The 22,177-nt window shown below is 65.6% G+C and carries 20 protein-coding genes; 13 read left to right on the forward strand and 7 right to left on the reverse strand.

Annotated features, from left to right (window positions below; all coding sequences use genetic code 11):
• Positions 1-29: 29 nt before the first annotated feature.
• The 4 genes from C8C94_RS20895 (at position 30) to C8C94_RS20910 (ending at position 6,106) form a co-directional block, all read left to right on the forward strand.
• Positions 30-1,430, forward strand: coding sequence for a UDP-glucose/GDP-mannose dehydrogenase family protein (locus C8C94_RS20895; RefSeq protein ID WP_121422059.1), 1,401 nt, complete (start codon positions 30-32; stop codon positions 1,428-1,430).
• Positions 1,427-2,377 carry a UDP-glucuronic acid decarboxylase family protein gene (locus C8C94_RS20900; RefSeq protein WP_121422060.1) on the forward strand — a complete coding sequence of 317 codons (951 nt, stop codon included), beginning with the start codon at positions 1,427-1,429 and terminating at the stop codon, positions 2,375-2,377. The genes C8C94_RS20895 and C8C94_RS20900 overlap by 4 nt, the downstream gene beginning before the upstream one ends.
• A gap of 132 nt (positions 2,378-2,509) precedes the next feature.
• Positions 2,510-3,577 carry an AbrB family transcriptional regulator gene (locus C8C94_RS20905; RefSeq protein ID WP_121422061.1) on the forward strand — a complete coding sequence of 356 codons (1,068 nt, stop codon included), beginning with the start codon at positions 2,510-2,512 and terminating at the stop codon, positions 3,575-3,577.
• Positions 3,578-3,754: 177 nt separating this feature from the next.
• The gene (locus C8C94_RS20910; protein WP_233573535.1) at positions 3,755-6,106 is read left to right on the forward strand and encodes a tetratricopeptide repeat protein; all 2,352 of its coding nucleotides are present in this window, start codon (positions 3,755-3,757) and stop codon (positions 6,104-6,106) included.
• A 92-nt stretch (positions 6,107-6,198) separates the two neighbouring features.
• On the opposite strand, the gene C8C94_RS20915 is transcribed toward C8C94_RS20910, so the two are convergent.
• The 3 genes from C8C94_RS20915 to C8C94_RS20925 form a co-directional block, all read right to left on the reverse strand.
• Positions 6,199-6,498 carry a DUF3567 domain-containing protein gene (locus C8C94_RS20915; protein WP_055392879.1) on the reverse strand — a complete coding sequence of 100 codons (300 nt, stop codon included), beginning with the start codon at positions 6,496-6,498 and terminating at the stop codon, positions 6,199-6,201.
• A 194-nt stretch (positions 6,499-6,692) separates the two neighbouring features.
• Positions 6,693-7,859 carry a DUF3108 domain-containing protein gene (locus C8C94_RS20920; protein ID WP_121422063.1) on the reverse strand — a complete coding sequence of 389 codons (1,167 nt, stop codon included), beginning with the start codon at positions 7,857-7,859 and terminating at the stop codon, positions 6,693-6,695.
• A gap of 20 nt (positions 7,860-7,879) precedes the next feature.
• Entirely contained in the window at positions 7,880-8,662 is a 783-nt protein-coding gene (locus C8C94_RS20925) for an IclR family transcriptional regulator (RefSeq protein ID WP_055396937.1), read from the reverse strand.
• 103 nt (positions 8,663-8,765) lie between these two features.
• On the opposite strand from C8C94_RS20925, the gene C8C94_RS20930 reads away from it, so the two are divergent.
• The gene (locus tag C8C94_RS20930) at positions 8,766-9,773 is read left to right on the forward strand and encodes a fumarylacetoacetate hydrolase family protein (RefSeq protein WP_121422064.1); all 1,008 of its coding nucleotides are present in this window, start codon (positions 8,766-8,768) and stop codon (positions 9,771-9,773) included.
• A 204-nt stretch (positions 9,774-9,977) separates the two neighbouring features.
• Positions 9,978-10,958 carry a tripartite tricarboxylate transporter substrate binding protein gene (locus C8C94_RS20935; RefSeq protein ID WP_121422065.1) on the forward strand — a complete coding sequence of 327 codons (981 nt, stop codon included), beginning with the start codon at positions 9,978-9,980 and terminating at the stop codon, positions 10,956-10,958.
• A gap of 120 nt (positions 10,959-11,078) precedes the next feature.
• On the opposite strand, the gene C8C94_RS20940 is transcribed toward C8C94_RS20935, so the two are convergent.
• The 3 genes from C8C94_RS20940 to C8C94_RS20950 all read right to left on the reverse strand — a co-directional run bounded on the left by C8C94_RS20940 (position 11,079) and on the right by C8C94_RS20950 (position 13,863).
• On the reverse strand, positions 11,079-11,492 hold the full coding sequence (locus C8C94_RS20940; RefSeq protein WP_121422066.1) for a VOC family protein: 414 nt from the start codon (positions 11,490-11,492) through the stop codon (positions 11,079-11,081).
• A gap of 143 nt (positions 11,493-11,635) precedes the next feature.
• A complete protein-coding gene (locus C8C94_RS20945; protein WP_121422067.1) occupies positions 11,636-12,658 on the reverse strand; it encodes a zinc-binding alcohol dehydrogenase family protein in 1,023 nt (340 codons plus the stop codon).
• A gap of 65 nt (positions 12,659-12,723) precedes the next feature.
• Positions 12,724-13,863, reverse strand: a complete 1,140-nt coding sequence (locus C8C94_RS20950) for an alkene reductase (protein ID WP_121422068.1) — start codon at positions 13,861-13,863, stop codon at positions 12,724-12,726.
• A gap of 132 nt (positions 13,864-13,995) precedes the next feature.
• Between C8C94_RS20950 and C8C94_RS20955 the strand changes: the two genes are divergently transcribed.
• The 5 genes from C8C94_RS20955 (at position 13,996) to C8C94_RS20975 (ending at position 19,206) form a co-directional block, all read left to right on the forward strand.
• Positions 13,996-14,919 carry a LysR family transcriptional regulator gene (locus C8C94_RS20955; RefSeq protein ID WP_121422069.1) on the forward strand — a complete coding sequence of 308 codons (924 nt, stop codon included), beginning with the start codon at positions 13,996-13,998 and terminating at the stop codon, positions 14,917-14,919.
• Positions 14,920-15,113: 194 nt separating this feature from the next.
• Positions 15,114-15,839 carry an alpha/beta fold hydrolase gene (locus tag C8C94_RS20960; RefSeq protein ID WP_121422070.1) on the forward strand — a complete coding sequence of 242 codons (726 nt, stop codon included), beginning with the start codon at positions 15,114-15,116 and terminating at the stop codon, positions 15,837-15,839.
• Positions 15,840-15,961: 122 nt separating this feature from the next.
• The gene (locus C8C94_RS20965) at positions 15,962-17,125 is read left to right on the forward strand and encodes an iron-containing alcohol dehydrogenase (protein ID WP_121422071.1); all 1,164 of its coding nucleotides are present in this window, start codon (positions 15,962-15,964) and stop codon (positions 17,123-17,125) included.
• Between the two features lie 164 nt (positions 17,126-17,289).
• Complete coding sequence (locus C8C94_RS20970; RefSeq protein ID WP_233573536.1) at positions 17,290-18,381, forward strand: alpha/beta fold hydrolase; 1,092 nt, start codon at positions 17,290-17,292, stop codon at positions 18,379-18,381.
• A 144-nt stretch (positions 18,382-18,525) separates the two neighbouring features.
• The gene (locus C8C94_RS20975; protein WP_121422073.1) at positions 18,526-19,206 is read left to right on the forward strand and encodes a type 1 glutamine amidotransferase domain-containing protein; all 681 of its coding nucleotides are present in this window, start codon (positions 18,526-18,528) and stop codon (positions 19,204-19,206) included.
• A 178-nt stretch (positions 19,207-19,384) separates the two neighbouring features.
• On the opposite strand, the gene C8C94_RS20980 is transcribed toward C8C94_RS20975, so the two are convergent.
• A complete protein-coding gene (locus tag C8C94_RS20980; protein WP_121422074.1) occupies positions 19,385-20,287 on the reverse strand; it encodes a LysR family transcriptional regulator in 903 nt (300 codons plus the stop codon).
• Between the two features lie 180 nt (positions 20,288-20,467).
• Here C8C94_RS20980 and C8C94_RS20985 point away from each other — a divergent pair, with 180 nt between their 5' ends.
• Positions 20,468-21,196 carry a pirin family protein gene (locus C8C94_RS20985; protein ID WP_121423015.1) on the forward strand — a complete coding sequence of 243 codons (729 nt, stop codon included), beginning with the start codon at positions 20,468-20,470 and terminating at the stop codon, positions 21,194-21,196.
• Positions 21,197-21,328: 132 nt separating this feature from the next.
• Positions 21,329-22,021 carry a hydrolase gene (locus tag C8C94_RS20990; protein ID WP_121422075.1) on the forward strand — a complete coding sequence of 231 codons (693 nt, stop codon included), beginning with the start codon at positions 21,329-21,331 and terminating at the stop codon, positions 22,019-22,021.
• Positions 22,022-22,177: the final 156 nt, after the last annotated feature.

Raw genomic sequence — 22,177 nt, forward strand, 5'->3', positions numbered from 1 at the left:
TGGATTTTTCAGTTTTTTTGCCCCCTTCCATGAATCTCACCTTGTTCGGAACCGGTTATGTGGGGCTCGTTACCGGCGTATGCCTTGCGGAGCTGGGCAATGATGTCCTGTGCATCGACACGGATGCCGAAAAAATTGCCACACTGCAGCGCGCAGAGGTTCCAATCTACGAGCCAGGGCTGCAGGAGTTGATCGTCGGCAATGTCCGCGCCGGCAGGCTGGCGTTTTCCACCGACATGGCGCGCGGTGTTGCCCACGGTGACGTGCAGTTCATCGCGGTGGGCACGCCCTCTGCGGACGATGGCAGTGCGGACCTGAGTCATGTGTTCGAGGTGGCGGGTGCCATCGCGACCCACATGACCAGCTTCAAGGTGATCGTCAACAAATCTACCGTGCCTGTGGGCGCGGGCGAAGCGGTGCACAAGGCCGTTGCTACTGTGCTTGCCCAGCGCTGGCCCGGTGCCCATCCAGCACCTGGCTTTGCGGTGGTCTCGAACCCGGAGTTCCTCAAAGAGGGCAGCGCGATCAACGACTTCATGCGGCCTGACCGGATCATCGTTGGATTGGGTGAGTCGCCTGAAGAACAGCGCGCTGGTGATCTCATGCGTGCGTTGTACCGCCCGTTCGGGCATGGCCATGATCGCGTTATCTGCATGGACCGCCGCAGCGCAGAGTTCACAAAGTACGCCGCCAACGCCATGCTCGCCACGCGCATCAGTTTCATGAATGAAATGGCCAATCTGGCAGATCGTCTGGGGGTGGATATCGAACCTGTGCGGGTGGGTATTGGCGCTGATCCGCGCATTGGTGACAGCTTTCTTTATCCCGGCGTTGGTTACGGTGGCAGTTGTTTTCCCAAGGACGTGACAGCGTTGCAGCGCATGGGCGATGACGTCGGGCTCCCGCTGCGGTTGTTGGCGGCGGTGGCGCAGGTCAATGAAGGACAGAAGCGGCAGCTGGTGGATAGGCTGGTGCAGCGGCTCGGCCCGGATTTCTCGGGCCAACGGCTTGCGCTGTGGGGGCTGGCCTTCAAACCCAATACCGACGACATGCGCGAGGCTCCCAGCAGGGTGCTGGTGCGCGAACTGCTGGAGCGTGGTGCGGTGCTGCAGGTGTTCGACCCGGTGGCTATGCAGGAGGCTCGCCGATGCCTGCAAGACGATTTGCAGGATCGGCCCGACCTGCTGGAGCGTATCCGTTATGCCCAAAGTCCTATGGATGCGGCGCGCGATGCCGACGCATTGTTGATCGTGACCGAATGGCAGGTGTTTCGCAGTCCCGACTTCGATGCCCTGCGGGCAGTCCTGCGGCAGCCGCTGGTCGTGGATGGGCGCAACCTCTACGAGCCTCGGTCCATGCGTGCTTTGGGGTTCGACTATCTGACGGTGGGGCGGAATGCGGTGGATGCACCTGGGGCCACCACACCATGAAGAAGGCTAAGTCAATCCTGGTGACCGGGGGCGCGGGCTTCCTCGGCTCTCATTTGTGCGAGCGTTTGTTGCAAGATGGTCATGGGGTGCTGTGCGTGGATGACTTTTCCACGGGCTCCGAAAAGAACATTGCCCACCTCCAGACTTCGCCGCGTTTTCGTTGGCTTCGGCACGATGTCACCCAGCCGCTGGCCGCTGAGGTGGACGAAATCTACAACCTCGCCTGCCCCGCATCGCCAGTGCACTACCAGGCCGACCCCGTGCGGACCCTGCGTACCAGCGTGATGGGGGCGCTGAACCTGCTGGAGCTGGCCCGCCAGTGCAGGGCCGTCATTCTTCAGGCTTCCACCAGCGAGGTGTATGGCGACCCCAGCGTGCACCCACAGCCGGAGTCCTACTGGGGCAACGTCAATCCCATTGGCGTGCGGGCCTGCTATGACGAGGGAAAGCGCTGTGCGGAGACCCTGTTTTTCGATTACCGGCGCCAGCATGGCGTGCGCACGAAGGTGGTGCGGCTGTTCAATACCTATGGCCCCCGCATGCGCCCGGACGATGGCAGGGTGGTCTCCAACTTCATCGTGCAGGCGTTGCGCGGCGCTGACCTGACCGTATACGGCTCAGGGGACCAGACCCGCAGCTTCTGCTACGTGGACGACATGGTGGAAGCACTGGTGCGCATGATGGCAACGCCGGACGAAGTGGCGGGGCCTGTCAACTTGGGGAATCCTGGGGAATTCACCATCCTGGAACTCGCCCTGAAGGTCCTTGCTCACACGGGGGCCGCCGCCCGGATCACCCACCACCCCCTGCCGGGAGATGACCCCCGGCAGCGGCAGCCCGACATCGCGCTGGCGCACCAACTGCTGGGCGGCTGGGAGCCCCGTGTGGATCTTGATGCTGGATTGCGCCAGACCATTGCTTACTTCAGAGGCGCTGGTGCCCCCTGAACCTGAAAGGCAAAGGGATGCGGCTTTTCACGTTGTCTCCCTTTCCCATTTGGACTGGTCGCCAGGTCGAAAGTGTCGGTATGGTGGCTGCAGGGTGTACTGGCCATCGACTGATGCCGTCTCACTTTCACCATGCCTGTGAATTCTTTCTTTCGCGTTCTTGTAACGCTTGTTCTGGCCCTTGCCGCCGCAGTCGGCTGCGTGGCTCTGCACACGCCCTTGCCCTGGATGATCGGCCCGTTGCTGGCGACTTCCGTCGTGTCGATCGCTGGCGGCCCTACGCAGAGCTGGGGGCCACTGCGCAATGCCGGGCAGTGGACCATTGGCGCAGCGCTGGGCCTTTATTTCACACCCCAGGTGGCGGCGCTGATCAGCGGGCTGTGGTGGGCCATCGTGCTGGGCATCGTGTGGGCGCTTTTTCTCGGCTGGCTGTTTGGTGCCTGGCTGTACAGGCTGCATGCACCGCGCATGCACGGAGTGCCTGCACCCATGCTGCGCGCCACCAGTTACTTCGCCGGTGCAATTGGTGCTGCGTCCGAGATGACCTTGCTGTCCGAGCGCGAGAACGCACGCACCGACTTGGTTGCAGCGAGCCACAGCCTGCGCTTGCTGATCGTCACCGTGACGATTCCCTTTGCCTTGCAGTGGAGCGGTCTGCATGGCCTGGACATTCTGCCGCCCACCGTGCGGGCGGTGGACTGGCCCGGCTTGGCGCTGATGGCGCTGCTGACGGGTGCTGGTGCCCTGGTGATGGACCGGCTGGGCCGTGCCAACCCCTGGTTTATGGGCGCCATGCTCGTGTCCATGGTGCTCACGATGGCGGGCATCAGCCTGTCCGCCGTGCCGGCGGCCATGGTGAACGCAGCGCAACTGGTGATCGGTGTGAGTCTCGGAGTGCGCTTTCGGGCTGACTTCCTGCGCACGGCTCCCCGGTGGCTTGTATCCGTAGCTGCCGGTACGCTGGTGTTGATGGGGGCGTGCACGTTGTTCGCGGGCCTGCTGGCCTGGGCCACGGGGTTGCCCTGGGTCACCTTGCTGCTGGGTACTTCGCCGGGCGGGATCACGGAGATGGCGATTACCGCCAAGGTGCTGCAATTGGGCGTGCCCGTGGTCACAGCGTTTCAGGTATGCCGGTTGATGGCGGTGCTGATGCTGGTAGGCCCGCTATATCGGCGTATTTATCCGGCAGCGGCGATCTGACCGAGGGGGCGCTCGCGTCACAATCTCCCTTTTATTGGCGCTGGAGGGTTGTCCTGGTGACGGCCGTTCCGCGTTTCTATCCGCTGCACACCCTGGATCATGAGCATTCACTACAACTTCGGAATACGCCCTCCCCAAGTGACAAAAGCCCAACTGGCTGCGTGGTTGGACCAGGCCATGCGAGCACACCAGGAGGGCGCTATTGCGCAGGCCAACCAGCTCTACAACACCATTTTGAAGAATGACCCCAAAAACGTTGGCGCCCTGCACATGCAAGGCGTTTTGGCGTACCAAGCGGGTCACTTGCAAATTGCGGTGGACCTGATCGGCCAGGCCATCAAGCTGGCTCCGGATGATGCTGCGCCGCACATCAATCGTGGGCTGGCTTTGAGCGCTTTGAAGCGCCATGACGAAGCACTGGCGCATTTTGAGCGTGCCACCAGCCTGCGCCCAGATTTCGCAGAAGCCTACGTCAACCGGGGGATCACGCTCAAGGAGTTGTCGCGGCCCGAAGACGCCATCGCAAGCTACGACCGGGCCATCGCCCTTCAGCCCAGACTGGCTGCCGCCCATAACAACAAGGGTAATGCCCTGCGCCAGGTGGAGCGGCTGGACGAGGCGCTGAAATGTTATGAACAGGCCTTTGCCCTGGACGGCCAGGATGTGGACGCGTGCCAGAACATGGGCATGCTGCACGCCGATGCCGGCCGTTCGGACGAGGCCCTGAAATGTTTCGATCAGGTTATTGCACTGAGGCCTCAGCACGCCGAAGCGCATAACGGCAAGGGGGCGATCCTGGCGCAAAAGGAGCAGTGGACGCAGGCCATTGCGCACTTCGAGGCCGCCATTCAGGGCAATGACAAACTGGTTCAAGCCCACAAGAACCTGGGGGTCGCGCAGCGCAGCCTTTTCCAACTGTCCAATGCGGTACAGGCTTTTCAGAAGGCTGCCCAACTGAGCCCACTCGACGTGGAGATCCTGGCGTTTCTAGCCCTTTCGTTGCTGGAGGCGGGGCGGTATGCAGAAGCACTTGCCGTCTACGACCAGGCGATTCGGTTGGCGCCTGAAAGGCCAGACCTGTACTACAACCGCGCAAACCTGTACGTCAGGTTCAATCGCCATGGGGACGCTGTCACGGACTACATGACGGTGTATGGCATCAAGCCAGACATTCAATATCTGGCGGGGTATCTAGCGAGCAACAGACTCAAAACAGGCGATTGGAGTCACCTGGCGAACGATATGGCGCAATGTGAGCGGGGCATCCGGGCCGACGAGCTGGTCGTGCAGCCCTTCATCGCCCTTTCGTTGTTCGACTCGCCCGAGCTGCACAAACAGGCAGCGCGAACTTCCGTGAAGCAGGAGTTTCCCGAATCCACTGTGCTAGGCGCCATCCCTGTGCACGCTGGCCGGAGCAAGATCCGGGTCGGTTACTACTCTGCGGATTTCCACGGCCACGCCACTTCGTATCTGATAGCGCAGCTTTTCGAAGTCCATGACCGTGAACGCTTCGAGTGGTTTGCGTTTTCGTTTGGACCTCCCGCGACGGATTCCATGCGCGCGCGTCTTGTCGCAGGTTTCGATCATTTCATCGATGTGCGCGAGCGCAGCGAGATCGATATCGCCCGCTTGTCGCGGGAGCTGGGCATCGACATCGCCATTGACCTGATGGGTTTCACCACGGGCTGCCGCTTTGGCATTTTTGCCCACCGCTGCGCCCCCATCCAGGCCGGTTATCTGGGCTACCCGGGGACGACCGGGGCAGACTATATGGACTACGTGATTGCCGACAAGGTGGTTGTGCCCCCCGACGCGCGGCGCCATTTCACCGAAAAACTCGTCTACCTGCCGCACAGCTACCAGGTCAACGACTCGCAGCGCGCGATCAGTGACCGGATGTTTACCAGGGAAGAGGCGCGGCTGCCTGCCACGGGGGGCGTGTTCTGCTGTTTCAACAACAACCAGAAGATCCTCCCGCAGGTATTCGACAGCTGGATGCGCATTCTGCAAGGGGTGCCTGACAGCGTTCTGTGGCTTCTGGCAGACAACCCTGCTGTGGAGGACAGCCTGCGGCGCGAGGCGCAGGCGCGCGGCGTGGCGGCCGAGAGGCTGGTGTTTGCACAGCGACTGCCTCTGAGCGAGCATCTGGCGCGCCACCGGTTGGCCGACCTGTTTCTGGATACCTTGCCCTACAACGCTCACACCACGGCCAGCGATGCGTTGTGGGCGGGTCTGCCGGTGCTCACGCGGCTGGGAGAATCGTTTGCGGCGCGAGTGGCGGCCAGCCTGCTACATGCTGTGGGCCTGCCGGAGCTTGTGACCCACAGCGCCGCCGAATATGAAGCCCTGGCGATCTCGCTCGCCCAGGACCCTGCGCGCCTGAAGGCGCTGCGCGACAAACTCCAAGCGGAAAAAGCCCAGTCCCCCTTGTTCAACACCCACCAGTTTGCGCGTGATATCGAGGCTGCCTATCTGGCGATGCATGAACGGCACCTGCAGGGGCTGCCGCCCGAGGTGATTGAGGTGTGACAACTGGGGGCGCTGCCCCAGTCTGCCGATAATGGAGGAAACCGATCTGGGCCTCCCGGGCCATCCAGGGATGGCTGCCGTGGAGGATCCGGTCAGTGCACCACGACCGGGTTCTGTGCCAGGCCCGCATAGCGGTCCAGCGCGTCTTCCACTTCTTCCTGTGTGGGGGTGTCGCGCTGCCAGGCCAGGATCTGCTCCTGGAACATCTCGGCCCAGGAGCCGTCCAGGTACACCTCTTTGCCGGAGCGTTTGTCCACGATTTCAAAGCCGTGGCGCGCGAGCTGGGGAACGGCGGGGGCGGTGTCGTTGAGCACCTGGGCGCTCTTTTTCTCCACGGCGTCGGGCAGCATGTGGACCACCACGAAGGATTCTGAGTCGTAGAGCATGTGCATCGTGTTCCCCTTGTCGATATAGATGTCAGATGACAGCGGGTGCGCAGAGTTCAAGTGGCACAGGCAAAGCCCGTGGCTTTTGTCCCCTTGCCGATGCAGTATTTCATGAAAACCCGGTGCTTCCGGTTTCGCGGGTCTATTTTGGTGGGATGGCGCTCCTGCGCAACACTTTTTAACAAGACCCCTCCAGACCATCAAGGCGGGCCGCTGCGGCTCAGTTGCAGGTCGGCGAAGTCGCCGTTGGCTTGGGTGAGCTTGATGCGTACCGGCAGATAACCCAGTGCGGGGGCCACCCACAGTTCGGCCTTCTGGTCGTAGTCCTTGCGGGGCAGGCGCTGCAGCTTGAGGGTGGGCGTGGCGCCGGTGGGCAGGCCCAGTGTTTCTGCACCTTCGATGGTGAAGGTCCAGCGGTCGGCGCTGCGCGCGCTCACCGTGGTGAGCGTGATCTGGGTGCCGGTCACAAACCGGGCGGGATCGGCGGCGAGCAGGGCACCGAGTTGGATGAACACACTCAGCCGGTCCTGCACCCCCGGGCCCACGGTGGCGTCCGGCGTGTTGGCGCTGAAGGTGACCCGGCTCTTGGTGTAGTCGAAGTGCGCTGCCTGCTCGCTGCGCGACCGGTCCGAGAACCGCTCCGGCAGCAGCCCCTGGGCCGTGATCGCACCCACACTGCGCTGCGCCCGGGTGCCAACCAAAAACGCGCTGATCTCCTGCCGCGCCTCGTAGCGGCTGCCATCGTGCTGCCACAGCAGCTCGGCGCGGGCGCTGTAGGCAAATTTCTTGGCCTGCCCACTCACGTCAAACGCCAGCCGTGTAGGCGGGGGCAGGCGCACAGGCGGTGGTGCCGTGTTGGGCGTGTGGTCCGTGCCAGCCCCGGGCGGGGCGATGTCCACGCCTGTTGTGGCTTCAGAGGGGAGAGGCGCTGATGATGCCTGGGCTGGTGCCGATGCAGGGGAGGCTGCCGTTGTGGGGAGCGTTTCCTCCACAACGGTCGAGACAGCTTCGGCGGGGGCGGCCAGCGCGACGTCTGCACCCGCCTCGGTGCTGGGGGCCGTGGCCTCGGTGGAGGGGGATGCAGGGGGTGGCGCCTGGGCGGCCGGGGGCTGGGGTGTTGCCCGTGCCTGTGGTTTGGGGCGCGCGGGCGGCTTGGGCGCGACCGCAGGTTTCGCCGCAATGGGGGCAACGGCTGCCACAGCTGCCACAGCGGCAGCGGGTGGCGGCGGGGCCGCAATGCTGCGCGTGCTGAACACTTTGCCGACAGGCGACCGGGGGCTGTCCCAAGCCAGCGGCACGCCGCTCAGAACCAGCCAGTGCAGGGCCAGCACCAGGACTGTGATGAGAAAGAGCGCGCGCCGTGGCATCTACCTGCGTGCCGGGGCCGTCAGGCGCTGCCCGCGCCCAGATCACTGGAGAGCTGGGCCGCAGCCGCGCGCAGCGGCGCGTCGATGGCGCCGCCCCACTCGGGGTCGAAGGTGGCAATCGAGCCCAGCGTGGTGATGCCCAACTCCAGGTGGCCGTCCGCGTCAAACACGGGTGCGCAGAACGCCACGATGCCGGGCAGCAAGGTATCTACCACCCGCGCGGCACCGCGTTCGCGTACCTCGGCGAGCAGGGTATTGACCTCGGTCATGGTCGAGGGCAGGTCGGTGCGGCGCATCTTCACGGCGCGGGCCAGCTCCTCCTTGAGCAGCGGCGCCACCACATCAGGCGCCATGTGCGCCGCAAAGCAGCGGCCGGTGGCCGACGACAACAGCGGCATTACGTCGCCCAGGCGCAGGTTGGCAGTGACAGCCTGGGGCGACTCCTCCCAGTGCACGATGGTCGGGCCGTGGTTGCCCCACACGGCCAGCGCCAGCGTGTGACCGATGGCTTCCATGAGCTCCGGCATGCGCTCGCGCGCCAGGCGCACGGCATCGAGCCGGGCCAGCGACGCCAGCCCCAGCTTGAGGGCGGCGGGGCCCAGGTCGTAGCGGGCGTTGCGCGGGTCCTGTGTGACCAGGCCCAGGCGCTGAAAGCTCACCAGATACCGGTGCGCCTTGGCCGCGCTCATGCCCGCCGAGGCCGCCACATCCTTGAGCATGAGCGGTCCGCGCGAGCGTGTCAGCCCCTCCAGCAGGGCAAAACCCACCTCGACCGATTGAATTCCTGCACGTTCTTTGTCCATGTGCACTAAAATTTGCGAGTTTTGTTTAGTTAAATCAATTTACCCAAGCGTAATTCGTGTTGGGTGAAGACTTTCAACCCCTTGAGACAAAGGTCCTGCCACCATGAAACTCGCTACCTACAAAGACGGCTCGCGCGACGGCCAACTGGTTGTCGTCTCCCGCGACCTGGGCACAGCCCATTATGCGACCGGCATCGCCAGCAAGCTCCAGCAGGCGCTGGACGACTGGGGCTTCATCTCGCCCCAGCTGCAGGACCTGTACGACCAGCTCAACAGCGGCCGCGCGCGCCACCCGTTCCCGTTCGACCCCGCCCAGTGCATGGCCCCGCTGCCCCGCGCCTACCAGTGGGCGGATGGCTCGGCCTACATCAACCACGTTGAACTGGTGCGAAAAGCGCGCAACTCCGAAGTGCCCGAAAGCTTCTACACCGACCCCCTGATGTACCAGGGCGGCAGCGACGACTTCATCGGCCCCTGCGACGACGTCGTGGTGCCCAGCGAAGCCATGGGCATCGACTTCGAGGCCGAGATCGCCGTCATCACCGGCGACGTGAAGATGGGCACCACCGCCGACCAGGCGCTGGACGGCATCCGCCTGGTGATGATTGCCAACGACGTGAGCCTGCGCAACCTGATCCCTGCCGAGCTGGCCAAGGGTTTCGGTTTCTTCCAGAGCAAGCCCGCCACCGCCTTCGGCCCTGTGGCCGTCACGCTGGACGAGCTGGGCGACGCCTGGGACCATGGGCGCGTGAACCTCACCGTGCAGTCCACCTGGAACGGCCGCAAGGTCGGCATGTGCGACGCGGGCCCCGAGATGACCTTCCACTTCGGCCAGCTGATCGCCCACGTGGCCAAGACGCGCAACCTGCGCGCGGGCTCCATCATCGGCAGCGGCACCGTGAGCAACAAGGGCGTGACCGACGCCAACGGCCGCACCGAATGGCCCAAGGGCTACAGCTGCATCGCCGAAAAGCGCTGCATCGAGACCATCCAGGACGGCAAGCCCAGCACCGAATTCATGAAGTTCGGCGACACCATCCGCATCGAGGTCAAGGGCAAGGATGGCGCGAGCCTCTTTGGCGCCATTGACCAGAGCATCGCAGCCCCCTGAGCCGCCTTCGGCGTCTTCCCCCTCAGGGGGACGCCACCCGTGGCCTGGCAAAGCCAGTTCCACGGTGGCGCTGGCCTTAGCGCGCGCCGGTTTCAAGCGTCGCGCGCATGTGCAGTCAGAAATACAAGAAAAAACAGGCTCTAGCGCTTATTGGATAAGCGTTAGCAGCTATTAATTTAATAGTTTTATATAGGAGACAACCCCATGCAGCGTAGAACCCTCTTGTCCGCCCTGGCCGCCGCAGGCGCCACCACCGCCGCCCCTTGGGCCCTGGCCCAGCAAGCAGCTTGGCCCGACCAGCCCCTGCGCTGGGTGGTGCCCTACCCCGCGGGCGGCGGCACCGACGTGCTGGCCCGCACCGTGGCCGAAGCCATGCGCCAGACGCTGGGACAGCAGATCATCGTGGACAACCGCCCAGGCGCCTCCACCAACATCGGCGGCCAGGCCGTGGCCACGGCCGAACCCGACGGCTACACCTTCATGTCGGCCGACAACGCCATCCTGGCCTACAACGAACACCTGTTCACCAAGCTGCCGTTCAACCCCGAAAAAGACTTCACCTACGTGGGCGGCATCAGCCGCTTCCCGCTGGCGCTGGTGGTGCATCCATCGTTCGAAGCCAAGACGGTGAAGGAGTTTCTGGACTACGCGCGTGCCAATCCCGGCAAGCTCAACTACGCATCGCCCGGCAACGGCTCGCCACACCACCTGGCGATGGAGATGTTCAAGAACCGCACCAAGACCTTCCTCACCCACATCCCCTACCGCGGCGCCGCGCCCGCGCTGCAGGACGTGATGGGTGGGCAGGTGCCGTGCATGTTCCTGGACCTGGCTGCCGGCCTGCCGGTGATCACTTCGGGCAAGGTGCGTGCCTTGGCCATCGGCTCGGCCAAGCGCGTGGCCGCGCTGCCGGACGTGCCCACCCTGGCCGAAGCCGGTGTGCCCAACACCGAGGTATTTGCGTTCCAGGGCATCCTGGCGCCCGCCGGTCTGCCCGCTGCGATCACGGCGCGCCTGAACGGCGACCTGAACAAGGCCCTGCTCAACCCCGCCGTGGTCAAGCGCATGAACGACTTCGGCATGGAAGCCCTGCCCGGCACGCCCGAGCAGTTCCGCGCCATGGCACGCTCCGAGTCCAAGCGCTGGGGCGAGATCATCAAGGCGGCAGGCGTGAAACTCGACTGACCCCCCTGAGCGGCTGCGCCGCTTCCCCCCAAGGGGGACGCACCCGGTGGCCTGGCAAAGCCAGTTCCACGGGTGCACTCGCTTGGCGACGCGCCCTCTGCGGGGGGGCTGCGGTGTTTCTTACTCCGGCAGGTGGCACACCGCTTCGATGTTGTTGCCTTCCGGGTCGATGACAAACGCGCCGTAGTAGTTCTCGTGGTAGTCGGGCCGCAGGCCCGGGGCTCCGTTGTCTTTGCCCCCGGCTTCCAGGGCGGCGCGGTAGAAGGCATCGACCTGGGCCCGCGTGGTGGCCCGCCACGCCAGGTGACAGCCCGTGGTCGCGGGCGGGCCGCCGTAGGGCGAGGGGCCATCGATGAACCACACATCCGCCTTCTTGCCGTCGGGCTCGGACGGAGCCGGGTAGGCATAGCCCAGCATGTTGGAGCCGTAGTTGCCTTCAAAACACAGGTTGTAGCCCAAAGGCGCGAGGGCAGCGGTGTAGAACGCCTTGGTGCGGGCGATGTCGGTGACACGAAAGGTCATGTGGTCCAGCATGGGAGGGACTCCTAGGGTTGTTGTGTGCGGTTTTATATCTGAAATACTGATATTAAACACAGTATTTATCATCTGGATACAGAACTCACCGCAGCCTCAAAGGCCGCCCCGCCCATGCCTCTGACTCATCGGACTGGCGCTCTTCAGGTCCACCCCTCCAGCACCAGCTTGCCCCGCGCCTTGCCGCTCTCGATGAGCGCATGGGCGCGTTTCAGATTCGCCGCATTGATGCTGCCCAACCGCTGGTCCAGCGTGGTGCGGATCAGCCCCGCATCCACCAGCTGCGCCACCTCGGACAGCAGCCGGTGCTGGCCGATCATATCGTCCGTGCCAAACAGCGCACGCGTGAACATCAGCTCCCAGTGCAGCGACACCGACTTGCGCTTGAACTTCGTCACATCGAGTGACACTGGGTCGTCGATCAGCGCGAACTGGCCTTGCGGCGCGATGGCCTCGACGATCTGGTCGAAGTGCGCATCGGTCTGCGTGAGGCTCACGATGATGTCCACCGTGGGGTGGCCGATGCGGGCCAGCTCTTGCGTGAGCGGCTGGCTGTGGTCGATGACGTGGTGGGCGCCCAGGTCGCGCACCCACTGCTGCGTTTCGGGGCGCGATGCGGTGCCGATGATCGTGAGGCTGGTGAGCCGCGCCGCAAGCTGCGTGAGGATGGAGCCCACACCACCGCTCGCGCCGATGATGAGCAGGGTCTTGTTGGTGGGCTGCTTGCCTGGCGCCACGCCCAGGCGGTCAAACAGCAGTTCCCACGCGGTGATGGTGGTCAGCGGCAGTGCGGCAGCTTCCGCAAAGTCCAGCGACTTCGGCGCGTGGCCCACGATGCGCTCGTCCACCAGATGCAGCTCGCTGTTGGTGCCGGCGCGCGCGATGGAGCCTGCGTACCAGACGCGGTCGCCGGGCTGGAACAGCGTCACCTCTGGCCCCACGGCGCGCACGATGCCGCTGGCGTCCCAGCCCAGCACCTTGTAGTCGGGGCCGTCACCGCTGCGCGAGCTGCTTTTGCGCACCTTGGTGTCCACGGGGTTCACCGAAACGGCATGCACCTCCACCAGCAGATCGTGGCCGGTGGCCACGGGGTCGGGCAGGGTGATGTCGAGCAGCGATTCGGGGTGGTCAATGGGGTGGGCGGTTTGGTAGCCGATGGCTTTCATGGTGGGTCCTTGTGTGTCGGTGGATGGGGGATTGGGAAAAGGGGCGGTGGCGGCCGGGGGCCGGGTCACGCCCATGCGGTGGAGGTCGGTTCCACGGCGGTTGTGTGGGCGGGGCCGTAGTCGCTGTAGCCCTGCTCGGTGCCGCCGAACAAGGTCGCTGGGTCAAATGCGGCCAGCGGCAGCCCGGCGGCGTAGCGCGCTGGCAGGTCGGGGTTGGCAATGAAGGGGCGGCCAAAGGCCACAAGGTCTGCCATGCCGGATGACAGGATCTGCTGCGCGCGCTCGGGCGTGTATTTGCCCGCCACGATCACGCGGCCGCTGTAGGCATTGCGCAAGGCCTGGCGGAAGTCATCGGGGATGCTGGGGGCATCGTCCCAGTCGGCCTCAGCCAGGTGGATGTAGGCCAGGCCCAGCGTGTCCAGCTGGCGCGCAAGGTGCAGCATGGTCGGAATGATCTCGGGGCAGTTCATGTTGCGCTGGGTGATGAACGGGGCCAGGCGCATGCCGGTGCGCTCGGCGCCCGCCTCGCTGGCCACGGCGGCGGCCACTTCGCGGGCGAAGCGGGTGCGGTTGTCCATGGTGCCGCCGTAGGCATCTGTGCGATGGTTGGACGTGGTGCGCAGGAACTGGTCGATGAGGTAACCGTTGGCCCCGTGGATTTCCACCCCGTCAAAGCCTGCCCGCATGGCGTTGGCAGCGGCGCGCCGAAAGTCGTCGATCACACCCGCGATCTCGGCGGTGCCCAATGCCCTCGGCACCGGGCTATCGACCATGCGGCCCACGCCGTCGTCACCCACCACCCAGACTTTGGCCTCGGGCGACAAGGCGGATGGCGCCACGGGCAGGCCATCGGCGTGGAAGCTGGGGTGCGACATGCGGCCCACGTGCCACAACTGCAGCACCATTCGGCCGCCAGCGGTGTGCACGGCATCCGTCACCCGGCGCCAGCCTTGCACCTGGGCTTCGGTATAGATGCCTGGCGTAAAGCTGTAGCCCTGGCCCTGGCGCGAAATCTGGGTGGCCTCGCTCACGATGAGCCCGGCGCTGGCCCGCTGGGCATAGTAGGTGGCCATCATCGCGTTGGGCATGTCACCGGGCTGGGTGCTGCGAGCGCGGGTCATGGGGGCCATCACCATGCGGTTGGGCAAGGTGAGGGGGCCAAGCGCCAAAGGGGCAAAAAGAGGAGATGTGGCAGGGCGGGTCATGGTCGAAGCGTGTGGAGTGGGCTGGACAGGCTTGTATGGTCGATTTGTCTTGTTTATTTTTAGATAGGCTGACGATTGAATGAATATTCAAAGAAAATTTGAAGATGGCCAGCTCAACGCCATGACCAAGACATGAAAAGCCTGCAAGACCTGGACATCTTTGTGCGCACTGTGGACAGCGGCAGCCTGTCGGCCACGGCCCGGGCGCTGGACCTGACACCGGCTGCAGCCAGCGCGGCGCTCAAGCGGCTGGAGGCCGAGCTGGGCGTGCTGCTGTTCGTGCGCTCCACGCGCAGCCTGCGGCTCACGCCCGAGGGCACGTTGTTTCTGGAGCACTGCCGCCCCGCGCTGGCCGCGCTGCAGCAGGTGCAGGGGCAGCTGGCCAGCGGCCGGGCGGGTGCGCTGAGCGGCACGCTGCAGCTGGCGGCGCCGTCCGACCTGGGGCGCAATGTGTTGTTGCCCTGGCTCGACGAGTTCCAAGTCGAGCACCCGGGCATCGCCGTCCGATTGCAGCTGTCAGATCGCATGGCGAATGTGTACAGCGAGCCGGTGGACGCCGCCTTTCGCTATGGCAAGCCCCAGGATTCGGGCCTGGTGGCGCTGCCGCTGGCGGCCGAGCACCGGCGCGTGCTGTGTGCGGCCCCGGCCTACCTGGCGGCCCACGGCGCGCCCCCCACCCCGCATGCGCTGGTGGACCATGACTGCCTTTGCTTCATGCTGGGCGAGGACGTGCACGACCGCTGGCGGTTCTGGGATGCGGCGGGCCAGGAGGCGCAGGTTCGTGTGCGCAGCCACAACGTGGCCAATGACGGCGATGCCGTGCGCCGCTGGGCCGTGCTGGGGCGCGGCATTGCCTACAAGTCGTACTTTGACGTAGCGCACGACCTGGCTGCCGGCCGTCTGGTGCCACTGTGCACCGACTGGACCACGGAGGCGGTCCCGCTGTTTCTGGTGGCCCCCAGCCGCAGGCAGCTCACGCCGCTGGTGCGCGCGCTGCGTGACTTCATGGCCACGCGGCTGCAGGCGCTGCTGCAGCAGCAAGAGGTCGCCTTCTGATCTTGGTGGGTCGCGGGAGAGGAAGAAGAGGGAGGGGGCGTGCCGCCGGCCGCCAATCGGTGGTCCGGATTCAGCGAGTGCCTGGGGCGGGACGGTTTTACGCTCCGGTCGGAGTGGGGCGCCAAGCCATCGCTCGCCCGCCTGGCGGCGCAACTGGCGCCCGGCATTTCTCCCCAAGACCCAAAGGCATCTTCATGAATATCGTTCTTTTGCACGGCAGCTGGCATGGCGCCTGGTGTTGGCACAAAGTGGTCCCGCTGCTGCAGGCCCGGGGGCATCAAGTGCATGTGCCTGACCTGCCCGCCCATGGCCGCCACTGGCGGGTGGCGCGGGGGCGCACCACGCTCTCGGCCATGGCGGCGCATGTGTGCCGGGTGCTCGATGCGCTGGATGGCCCGGCGCTCATCGTGGCGCACAGCCGGGGCGGCATTGTGGCGTCCACAGTGGCCGAGTTGCGGCACCACAAGCTGGTGGGCGTGACCTACCTGGCCGCTTACATGCTGCGCCATGGCGAGCGGGTGACCGACTTCTTCCGCCTGGACAAGGCCTCGCTGGTGGCGCGCCACATCCATGTCAGCCGCAGCACCTTGACGGACCACCTGGCGCCCGAGGCCTACCGCCCCGCGCTGTACGCCGATTGCTCGGACGCCGACGTGGCGCTGGCCCAGGCGCTGCTCACGCCCGAGCCCTCGCTGCCCGCACTCACCCGGCTTGCGCTGACGGTGCCGCGTTATGGCAGCGTGCCCCGGCACTACATCGAGCTGACGCAGGACCGGGCCGTGACCATCGAGCTGCAGCGCAAGATGATCGCGGCCTCGCCCTGCGCCACGGTGTCGTCCATCGAGGCGGGCCATTCTGCGTATTTCTCGCAACCCCAGCGGCTGGCGGACACCGTGCACCAGATTGCCGGTTTTCGCTGACGGGCCCGGGATGAGCGCGGCGGCCGCAGGGCTATCGCCCACGCGACGCCGCCCGGGCGCGGGTGCGCCGCACAATGCGACCCCCAACGGCGCATGCGCCGGCCTCGCCCAGAAAGACCCCCATGCTGAACTTCGACTTCCACAACCCCACCCACATCGCCTTCGGCCAAGGCCGCATTGCCGACCTGGCCAAGCTCGTGCCCGCTGCCGCCAAGGTGCTGATCCTGGTGGGCGGCGCCAGCGCCGAAAAGACCGGCACCCTGGCCGAGGTGCGCGCCGCGCTGGGCGAGCGCCAGCACGCCACCTTCAGCGGCATCGAGCCCAACCCCAGCTACGAGACCTCGATGAAGGCCGTGGCGCAGATCCGCGAAGGCGGGTTTGACTTTCTGCTGGCCGTGGGCGGCGGTTCAGTCATCGATGCCGTCAAGTTCATTGCGGCCGCCGTGCGCTTCGAGGGCGATGACCCCTGGGCGATCCTCGAAAAACATGGCCGCAACGTGAACGGCGCCCTGCCGTTTGGCGCGGTGCTCACGCTGCCCGCCACGGGCTCAGAGATGAACAACGGCGGCGTCATCACCCACCGCGCCAAGGGCGCCAAGCTGGCGTTTGGCAGCGTGCACACCTACCCGGTGTTCTCGGTGCTCGACCCCACCAAGACCTACACCCTGCCGCCGCAGCAGCTGGCCAACGGTGTGGTCGATGCGTTTGTGCATACGGTGGAGCAGTACCTGACCTACCCGGTCAACGCGCCCGTGCAGGACCGTTTTGCCGAAGGCATCCTGCAGACGCTGATCGAGATCGGCCCGCGCCTGCTGACTGCCCCCGAGCCTGTGTACGACGACCGTGCCAACCTCATGTGGGCCGCCACCATGGCGCTCAACGGCCTGATCGGCGCGGGCGTGCCGCAGGACTGGGCCACGCACATGATCGGCCACGAGCTGACGGCGCTGCACGGCATCGACCACGCGCGCACCCTGGCCATCGTGTTGCCCGCGCTGCTGAATGAGCGCCGGGTGGCCAAGCGCGCCAAGCTGCTGCAGTACGGCGAGCGCGTATGGGGCATCACCACCGGCACGGATGACGAGCGCATCACCGCCGCCATCGAGCGCACGCGCGACTTCTTTGAAAGCATGGGCATCGCCACCCGCCTGTCGGGCTACGGCCTGGGCGCCGACACCGTGGGCGCCGTGGTGGCGCAGCTGGAAGCGCATGGCATGGTGACCCTGGGCGAGCAGCGCGAGATCACGCCCGCCGTGAGCCGCCGCATCCTCGAAGCCGCGCTGTAAGCCGCCGCCGAGCGGGAGGGCGGGCGGGCAGACGCTCGCGCCTCCCGTGGTGCATTTCGCGCCGCGCAGCGGCGTTTCGTCGCAGGGCGCTGGAGCCCGCTGCGAGTGCTGCCTACAGTGCCGTCAAGCCGCCACCTCGGGCGGCCATTGACGAAAGGCGCACCGTGATCCTCATCCTCTTCCTGGCCCTCCGCACCACATGGCGGGTTGCCCGTGCCCCGCTGCTGGCTGCTTTTGTAGCGATGCTGGCCTGGGCCACCCCGGCATCGGCGCAATATGCCGGGCTGCGCACCCTGGTGGTCCCGGGTGCCGAGCCCGTGACCGTGGCCTTGTACTACCCCACCCCCGCCGTGGCGCGCACCCTGCCCATGGGCCCGTGGCGGCCCGTGGTCACGCCGGGCGCCCCGGTGGCAACCGCACCCCTCAAGGGCCTGATCCTCATCTCGCACGGCACGGGCGGCCATGAACTGGGCCACCACAACCTGGCCACACGCCTGGCGGCCGACGGCTATCTGGTGGCCGCGTTGCGCCACCCGGGCGACAACTGGGAAGACCGGTCGATGATTACCTCGGGCCGCTACTTCAGCGAGCGCCCCCGCCAGGTGAGCCGCGTGCTGGATGCGCTGCTGGCCAGCCCCGAATGGGGCCCCCGCATTCCGGCTGGGCGCATTGGTGCCGTGGGGCATTCGGCAGGCGGCTACACCGTGCTGGCCCTGGCCGGTGCGCAGGCCGAACCGGCCCGTGCGGCAGAGCACTGCCGCAGCGTGTCGGACGACCCCGGCTTTTGTAGCCTGGGCAAGCTGCCCGCCCGTGGCCAGACCGCCCAGACTACCAAGGAGGCCCCTGCGGCCGCCACCGCGGTATCCACACAGGCCGGCGCCCCCGCGCTCGATGGTCCGCTGGTCTCGGTGGCAGACCCCCGCATCCGCGCCGTGGTGGCCATGGCGCCCATGGCGGTGGTGTTCACGCCCCACAGCCTGAAGGCCATCAGCGTACCCGTGCGGCTGATGGTGGCCGAGCGCGATGCCGTGCTCACGGGCCCCTACCACGGCGGCTATGTGGCGGCGAATTTGCCGTCTGCACAGGCCAACACCGTGCCGGGTGCAGGCCACTTCGCCTTCATGGCCCAGTCTGTCTGGCCGCTGGCGTCCGAGGCGGGAGACGCCGCCGCCAACCCCGAAGGCTTTGACCGCGTGGCTTACCATGCCACGCTAGAGAACGAGGTGGCGGAGTTCCTGGCCAGGCAGCTGCGCTGAGATGCTGGGGGGCTTACAGCGCGGTAGTACCGTCCTGTAAGCCAATGCCGCAAACCTGCTTGCATCGCGGGACAACGGGCCCTATGGCTGGTACGGTGGTGGTTTGCTTTTTCCGATCAATCCCCTACAACGAAAGCGACCTCCATGGCACACATCCTCATGGTTCTGACGTCCCACGACCAACTGGGCGACACCGGCAAAAAGACGGGCTTCTGGCTGGAAGAGTTTGCGGCACCGTACTACGTGTTCAAGGATGCAGGCGTGCAGATCACGCTCGCATCGCCCCACGGTGGCCAGCCGCCCCTGGACCCCAAAAGCGACGACGAAAACGCCCAGACCGATGCCACGCGCCGCTTCAAGGCCGATGCTTCAGCGAAGCAGCAGCTGGCCAGCACCGTGCTCCTGTCCAGCGTGAAGGCCGAGGACTTTGACGCCGTGTTCTACCCCGGCGGCCACGGCCCCCTGTGGGACCTGGCCGAAGACGCGCAGTCCATCGCACTCATCGAAAAGACCTTTGCGGCCGGCAAGCCGCTGGCGCTGGTGTGCCACGCACCCGGCGTGCTGCGCCACACCAAGGCGCCCGACGGGTCGCCCCTGGTGAAGGGCAAAAAGGTCACGGGTTTCACCAACACCGAAGAAGACGCCGTGCAGTTGACCCAGATCGTGCCGTTCCGGGTGGAAGACATGCTCAAGGCCAACGGCGGTGTGTATTCCAAAGGCCCTGACTGGGCACCCTATGTGCTGACCGATGGCCCGCTGATCACGGGGCAGAACCCGGCATCGTCAGAGCAGGGCGCCCATGCCTTGCTCAAGCAATTGGGTTGATGAGGAAAAGGGGCTTCGGCCCCATATTTGCGCCGGGTGGACGCACCGGGTTATCCGTGTTCCACATTGGAAGCAAAAAGGGCTGCCAGCGCTTTATCTATCAGCGTAAGCAGCTATCAAATTGAAATTGATCGTGTGGTGATACCTGTCGCCAGCCCACGCAACGCTCTCGCTTCATTCAATACGGCAGGATGCCTGGCAACAGCGGGCGGTCTAGCCGGTGGCGCCACCACTTGAGTGCCTCGCCCATGTGCTCGGGTCGCCAGGCCAGCCAGAAGGTTTCGTCCGGGCGGGGCTCCTCCACCTGCAACTCCACCAGAATGCCGGTCTCCAGCTCCACGCGCACACAGGCGCGGGGCACAAAACCGTGGCCCAGACCTGCGGCCTGGCAAGCGATCTTGGCCTGCATCGATGGCACGGTGATACGGCGCTGGCCTGACAGCAACCCCACCGTGCGGTCGTTCAGCGAGCGCGCCCCGTCGCCCACCACCACGGCCGTGTGTTCCAGCAAGTCGCTGCGCGTGAGCGGCCGCTGCAGCTTGGCCAGCGGGTGTGTGGCCGTCACGCAAAAAGCGAAGGCCAGGCTGCCCACGGCCACCGCCTTGTAGCCACCCCCCGCTGGGCCTTCGCCTGCGGCCACGACGATGTCTGCGCGCCCTTCGCGCAGCGCCTCCCAGGTGCCTGTCAATGCTTCGCTGCTGATGCGCAGTCGGGTGCCGCAGTGCAGGTCTTCAAACGCGCAGATGTCCTGGTTGAACGCGTGCGTGGGGATGAGCGAGTCGTGCATCAGCCGCAGCTCGGACTCGAAGCCCGTGGCGATCTGCCGCATCCGCGATTCGAGCTGCTGCGCGGCGGCCAGCAGCCAGCGCCCCTCCTTGAGCATCTCTTGGCCGGCAGGGGTGAGCGTGACGCGCGGGCCGTTGCGGGTGAACAGGGCCAGGCCCAGCTGGTCTTCCAGCTTGCTCACGGCGTACGAGATGGTGGACGGCACCTTGTGCAGCCGCTCGGAGGCACCTGCAAACGAGCCGTGGCGGGCAATGGCGTCGATGGTTTCAATGGCTTCCAGCGTGAGTTTCAACATGGTCCAATTCCTTGATCTGCATCATCGAAATTATCGATGATGAGTTGGAAAACCTTTCAGCATACGCCCCGGAACGGCACGAGATACTTTCTTCACCGCAGCACTGAAGCCTTGATGAATAGGGCGGTGAGGCAAAAACCTCCCAGTGTGAATCACATCGACGAAGAAAGGACCTGCACCATGCTCGACATCCGCAAAGCCCAACACCGCGGCAACGCCAACCACGGCTGGGTCCATTCGCGCCACACCTTCTCCTTTGGCCACTACCACGACGCCAACCAGCAAGGCTTTTCCGACCTGCTGGTTATCAACGACGACCGCGTGGCCCCGGGCAAGGGCTTCGGCACCCACCCGCACCGCGACATGGAAATCTTCTCGTACGTGCTGGAAGGCGCGCTGGAGCACAAGGACTCCATGGGCACGGGCTCGGTCATCCGCCCCGGTGACGTGCAGATGATGAGCGCCGGCACCGGCGTGCGCCACAGCGAGTTCAACCACTCGGGCGTTGAGCCCGTGCATTTCCTGCAGATCTGGATCGTGCCCGGTGCCCGCGGCGCCGCACCCCGCTACCAGCAGGTGCACTTCAGCGAGGCCGACAAGCGCGGCCGCCTGCGCCAGATCATCTCGCCCGAAGGGGCCGACGGATCGCTGGCCGTGCACCAGGACGCCCGGGTCTATGCCGGCTTGTTCGACGGCAGCGAAGAGTCGGCCGATCTGGACGTGGGCCCGGGCCGCAACGTGTATGTGCACGTGGCCCGCGGCAGCCTGGAGGTGAACGGCGAGCGTCTGTCCGAAGGCGACGGCGCCCGCATCCGCGACGCTGGGGCCCTGCGCTTTGCCAACGGCGAAGGCGCCGAGGTGCTGGTGTTCGACCTGCGGCCGAACGAGTTGCCCACGATGCCGCACTGAGCGAATGGGGGGCCCTGAGGAGTGGGTGGGTGGGCGATGCCGCCCCTCACCTGCGCTCCGGCCCGCCGCATTGCCTTGTCTATTTTTTGTTTTTCTCGACGTCCTTCATCTTCAATTTCCAGGGAGTTCACCATGACCAACGCCAACACGACCGCCGCAGCCAACGCCACCGCCCGCCCCGTCGCCTACGCCAAGCCCGGCGCCACGCTGCTCAACGCCGACGACCACACCCTGGTCATGATCGACTTCCAGTCGCAGATGGCCTTTGCCACGCACTCCATCGATGCAATCACGCTGCGCTCCAACGCGGGCCTGGTGGCCAGCGCGGCCGCCGGGTTTGGCGTGGACACCATCCTCACCACCGTGGCCGAAAAGAGCTTTAGCGGCCCCATGTTCGAAGAAGTGACTGCACCATTCCCCAGCCAGGCGCTGCTGGACCGCACCTCCATGAACACCTGGGAAGACGAGGCCGTGATCGCACGGGTCAACGCCATCGGCAAGCCGCGCATCGTGCTGGCCGGCCTGTGGACCAGCGTGTGCATCGTGGGCCCCGCACTGTCGGCGCTGGACCAGGGCTTCGAGGTGTATGTGATCGCCGACGCCAGCGGCGACATCTCGGCCGAAGCCCACAACCGTGCCATGGAGCGCATGGTGCAGGCCGGCGCTCGGCCCATCACGGCATTGCAGTACTTGCTGGAGCTGCAGCGCGACTGGGCGCGGGGCGAGACGTACGACATGACGACGGGCATCGCGAAGAAGTTCGGCGGCGGCTATGGCCTGGGCATCACCTACGCCAAAACCATGTTCAACGCCCACGAAGGCTAAAAAAGGGTGCATTGGCCTACTGCGCGACCCGATCCCGCACCTGCGGTTCTCGCCGTACGCTTGTACGGCTGCGGTCCTCGATGCAGGCTAGGGCCGCTCGCTACGGCCACTGCACCCTTTTTGCGCTCTGCCATTGCTGAAATTCTCTGAGCCCCA

Source organism: Acidovorax sp. 94 (assembly GCF_003634645.1).
GTDB lineage: Bacteria > Pseudomonadota > Gammaproteobacteria > Burkholderiales > Burkholderiaceae_C > Acidovorax > Acidovorax facilis.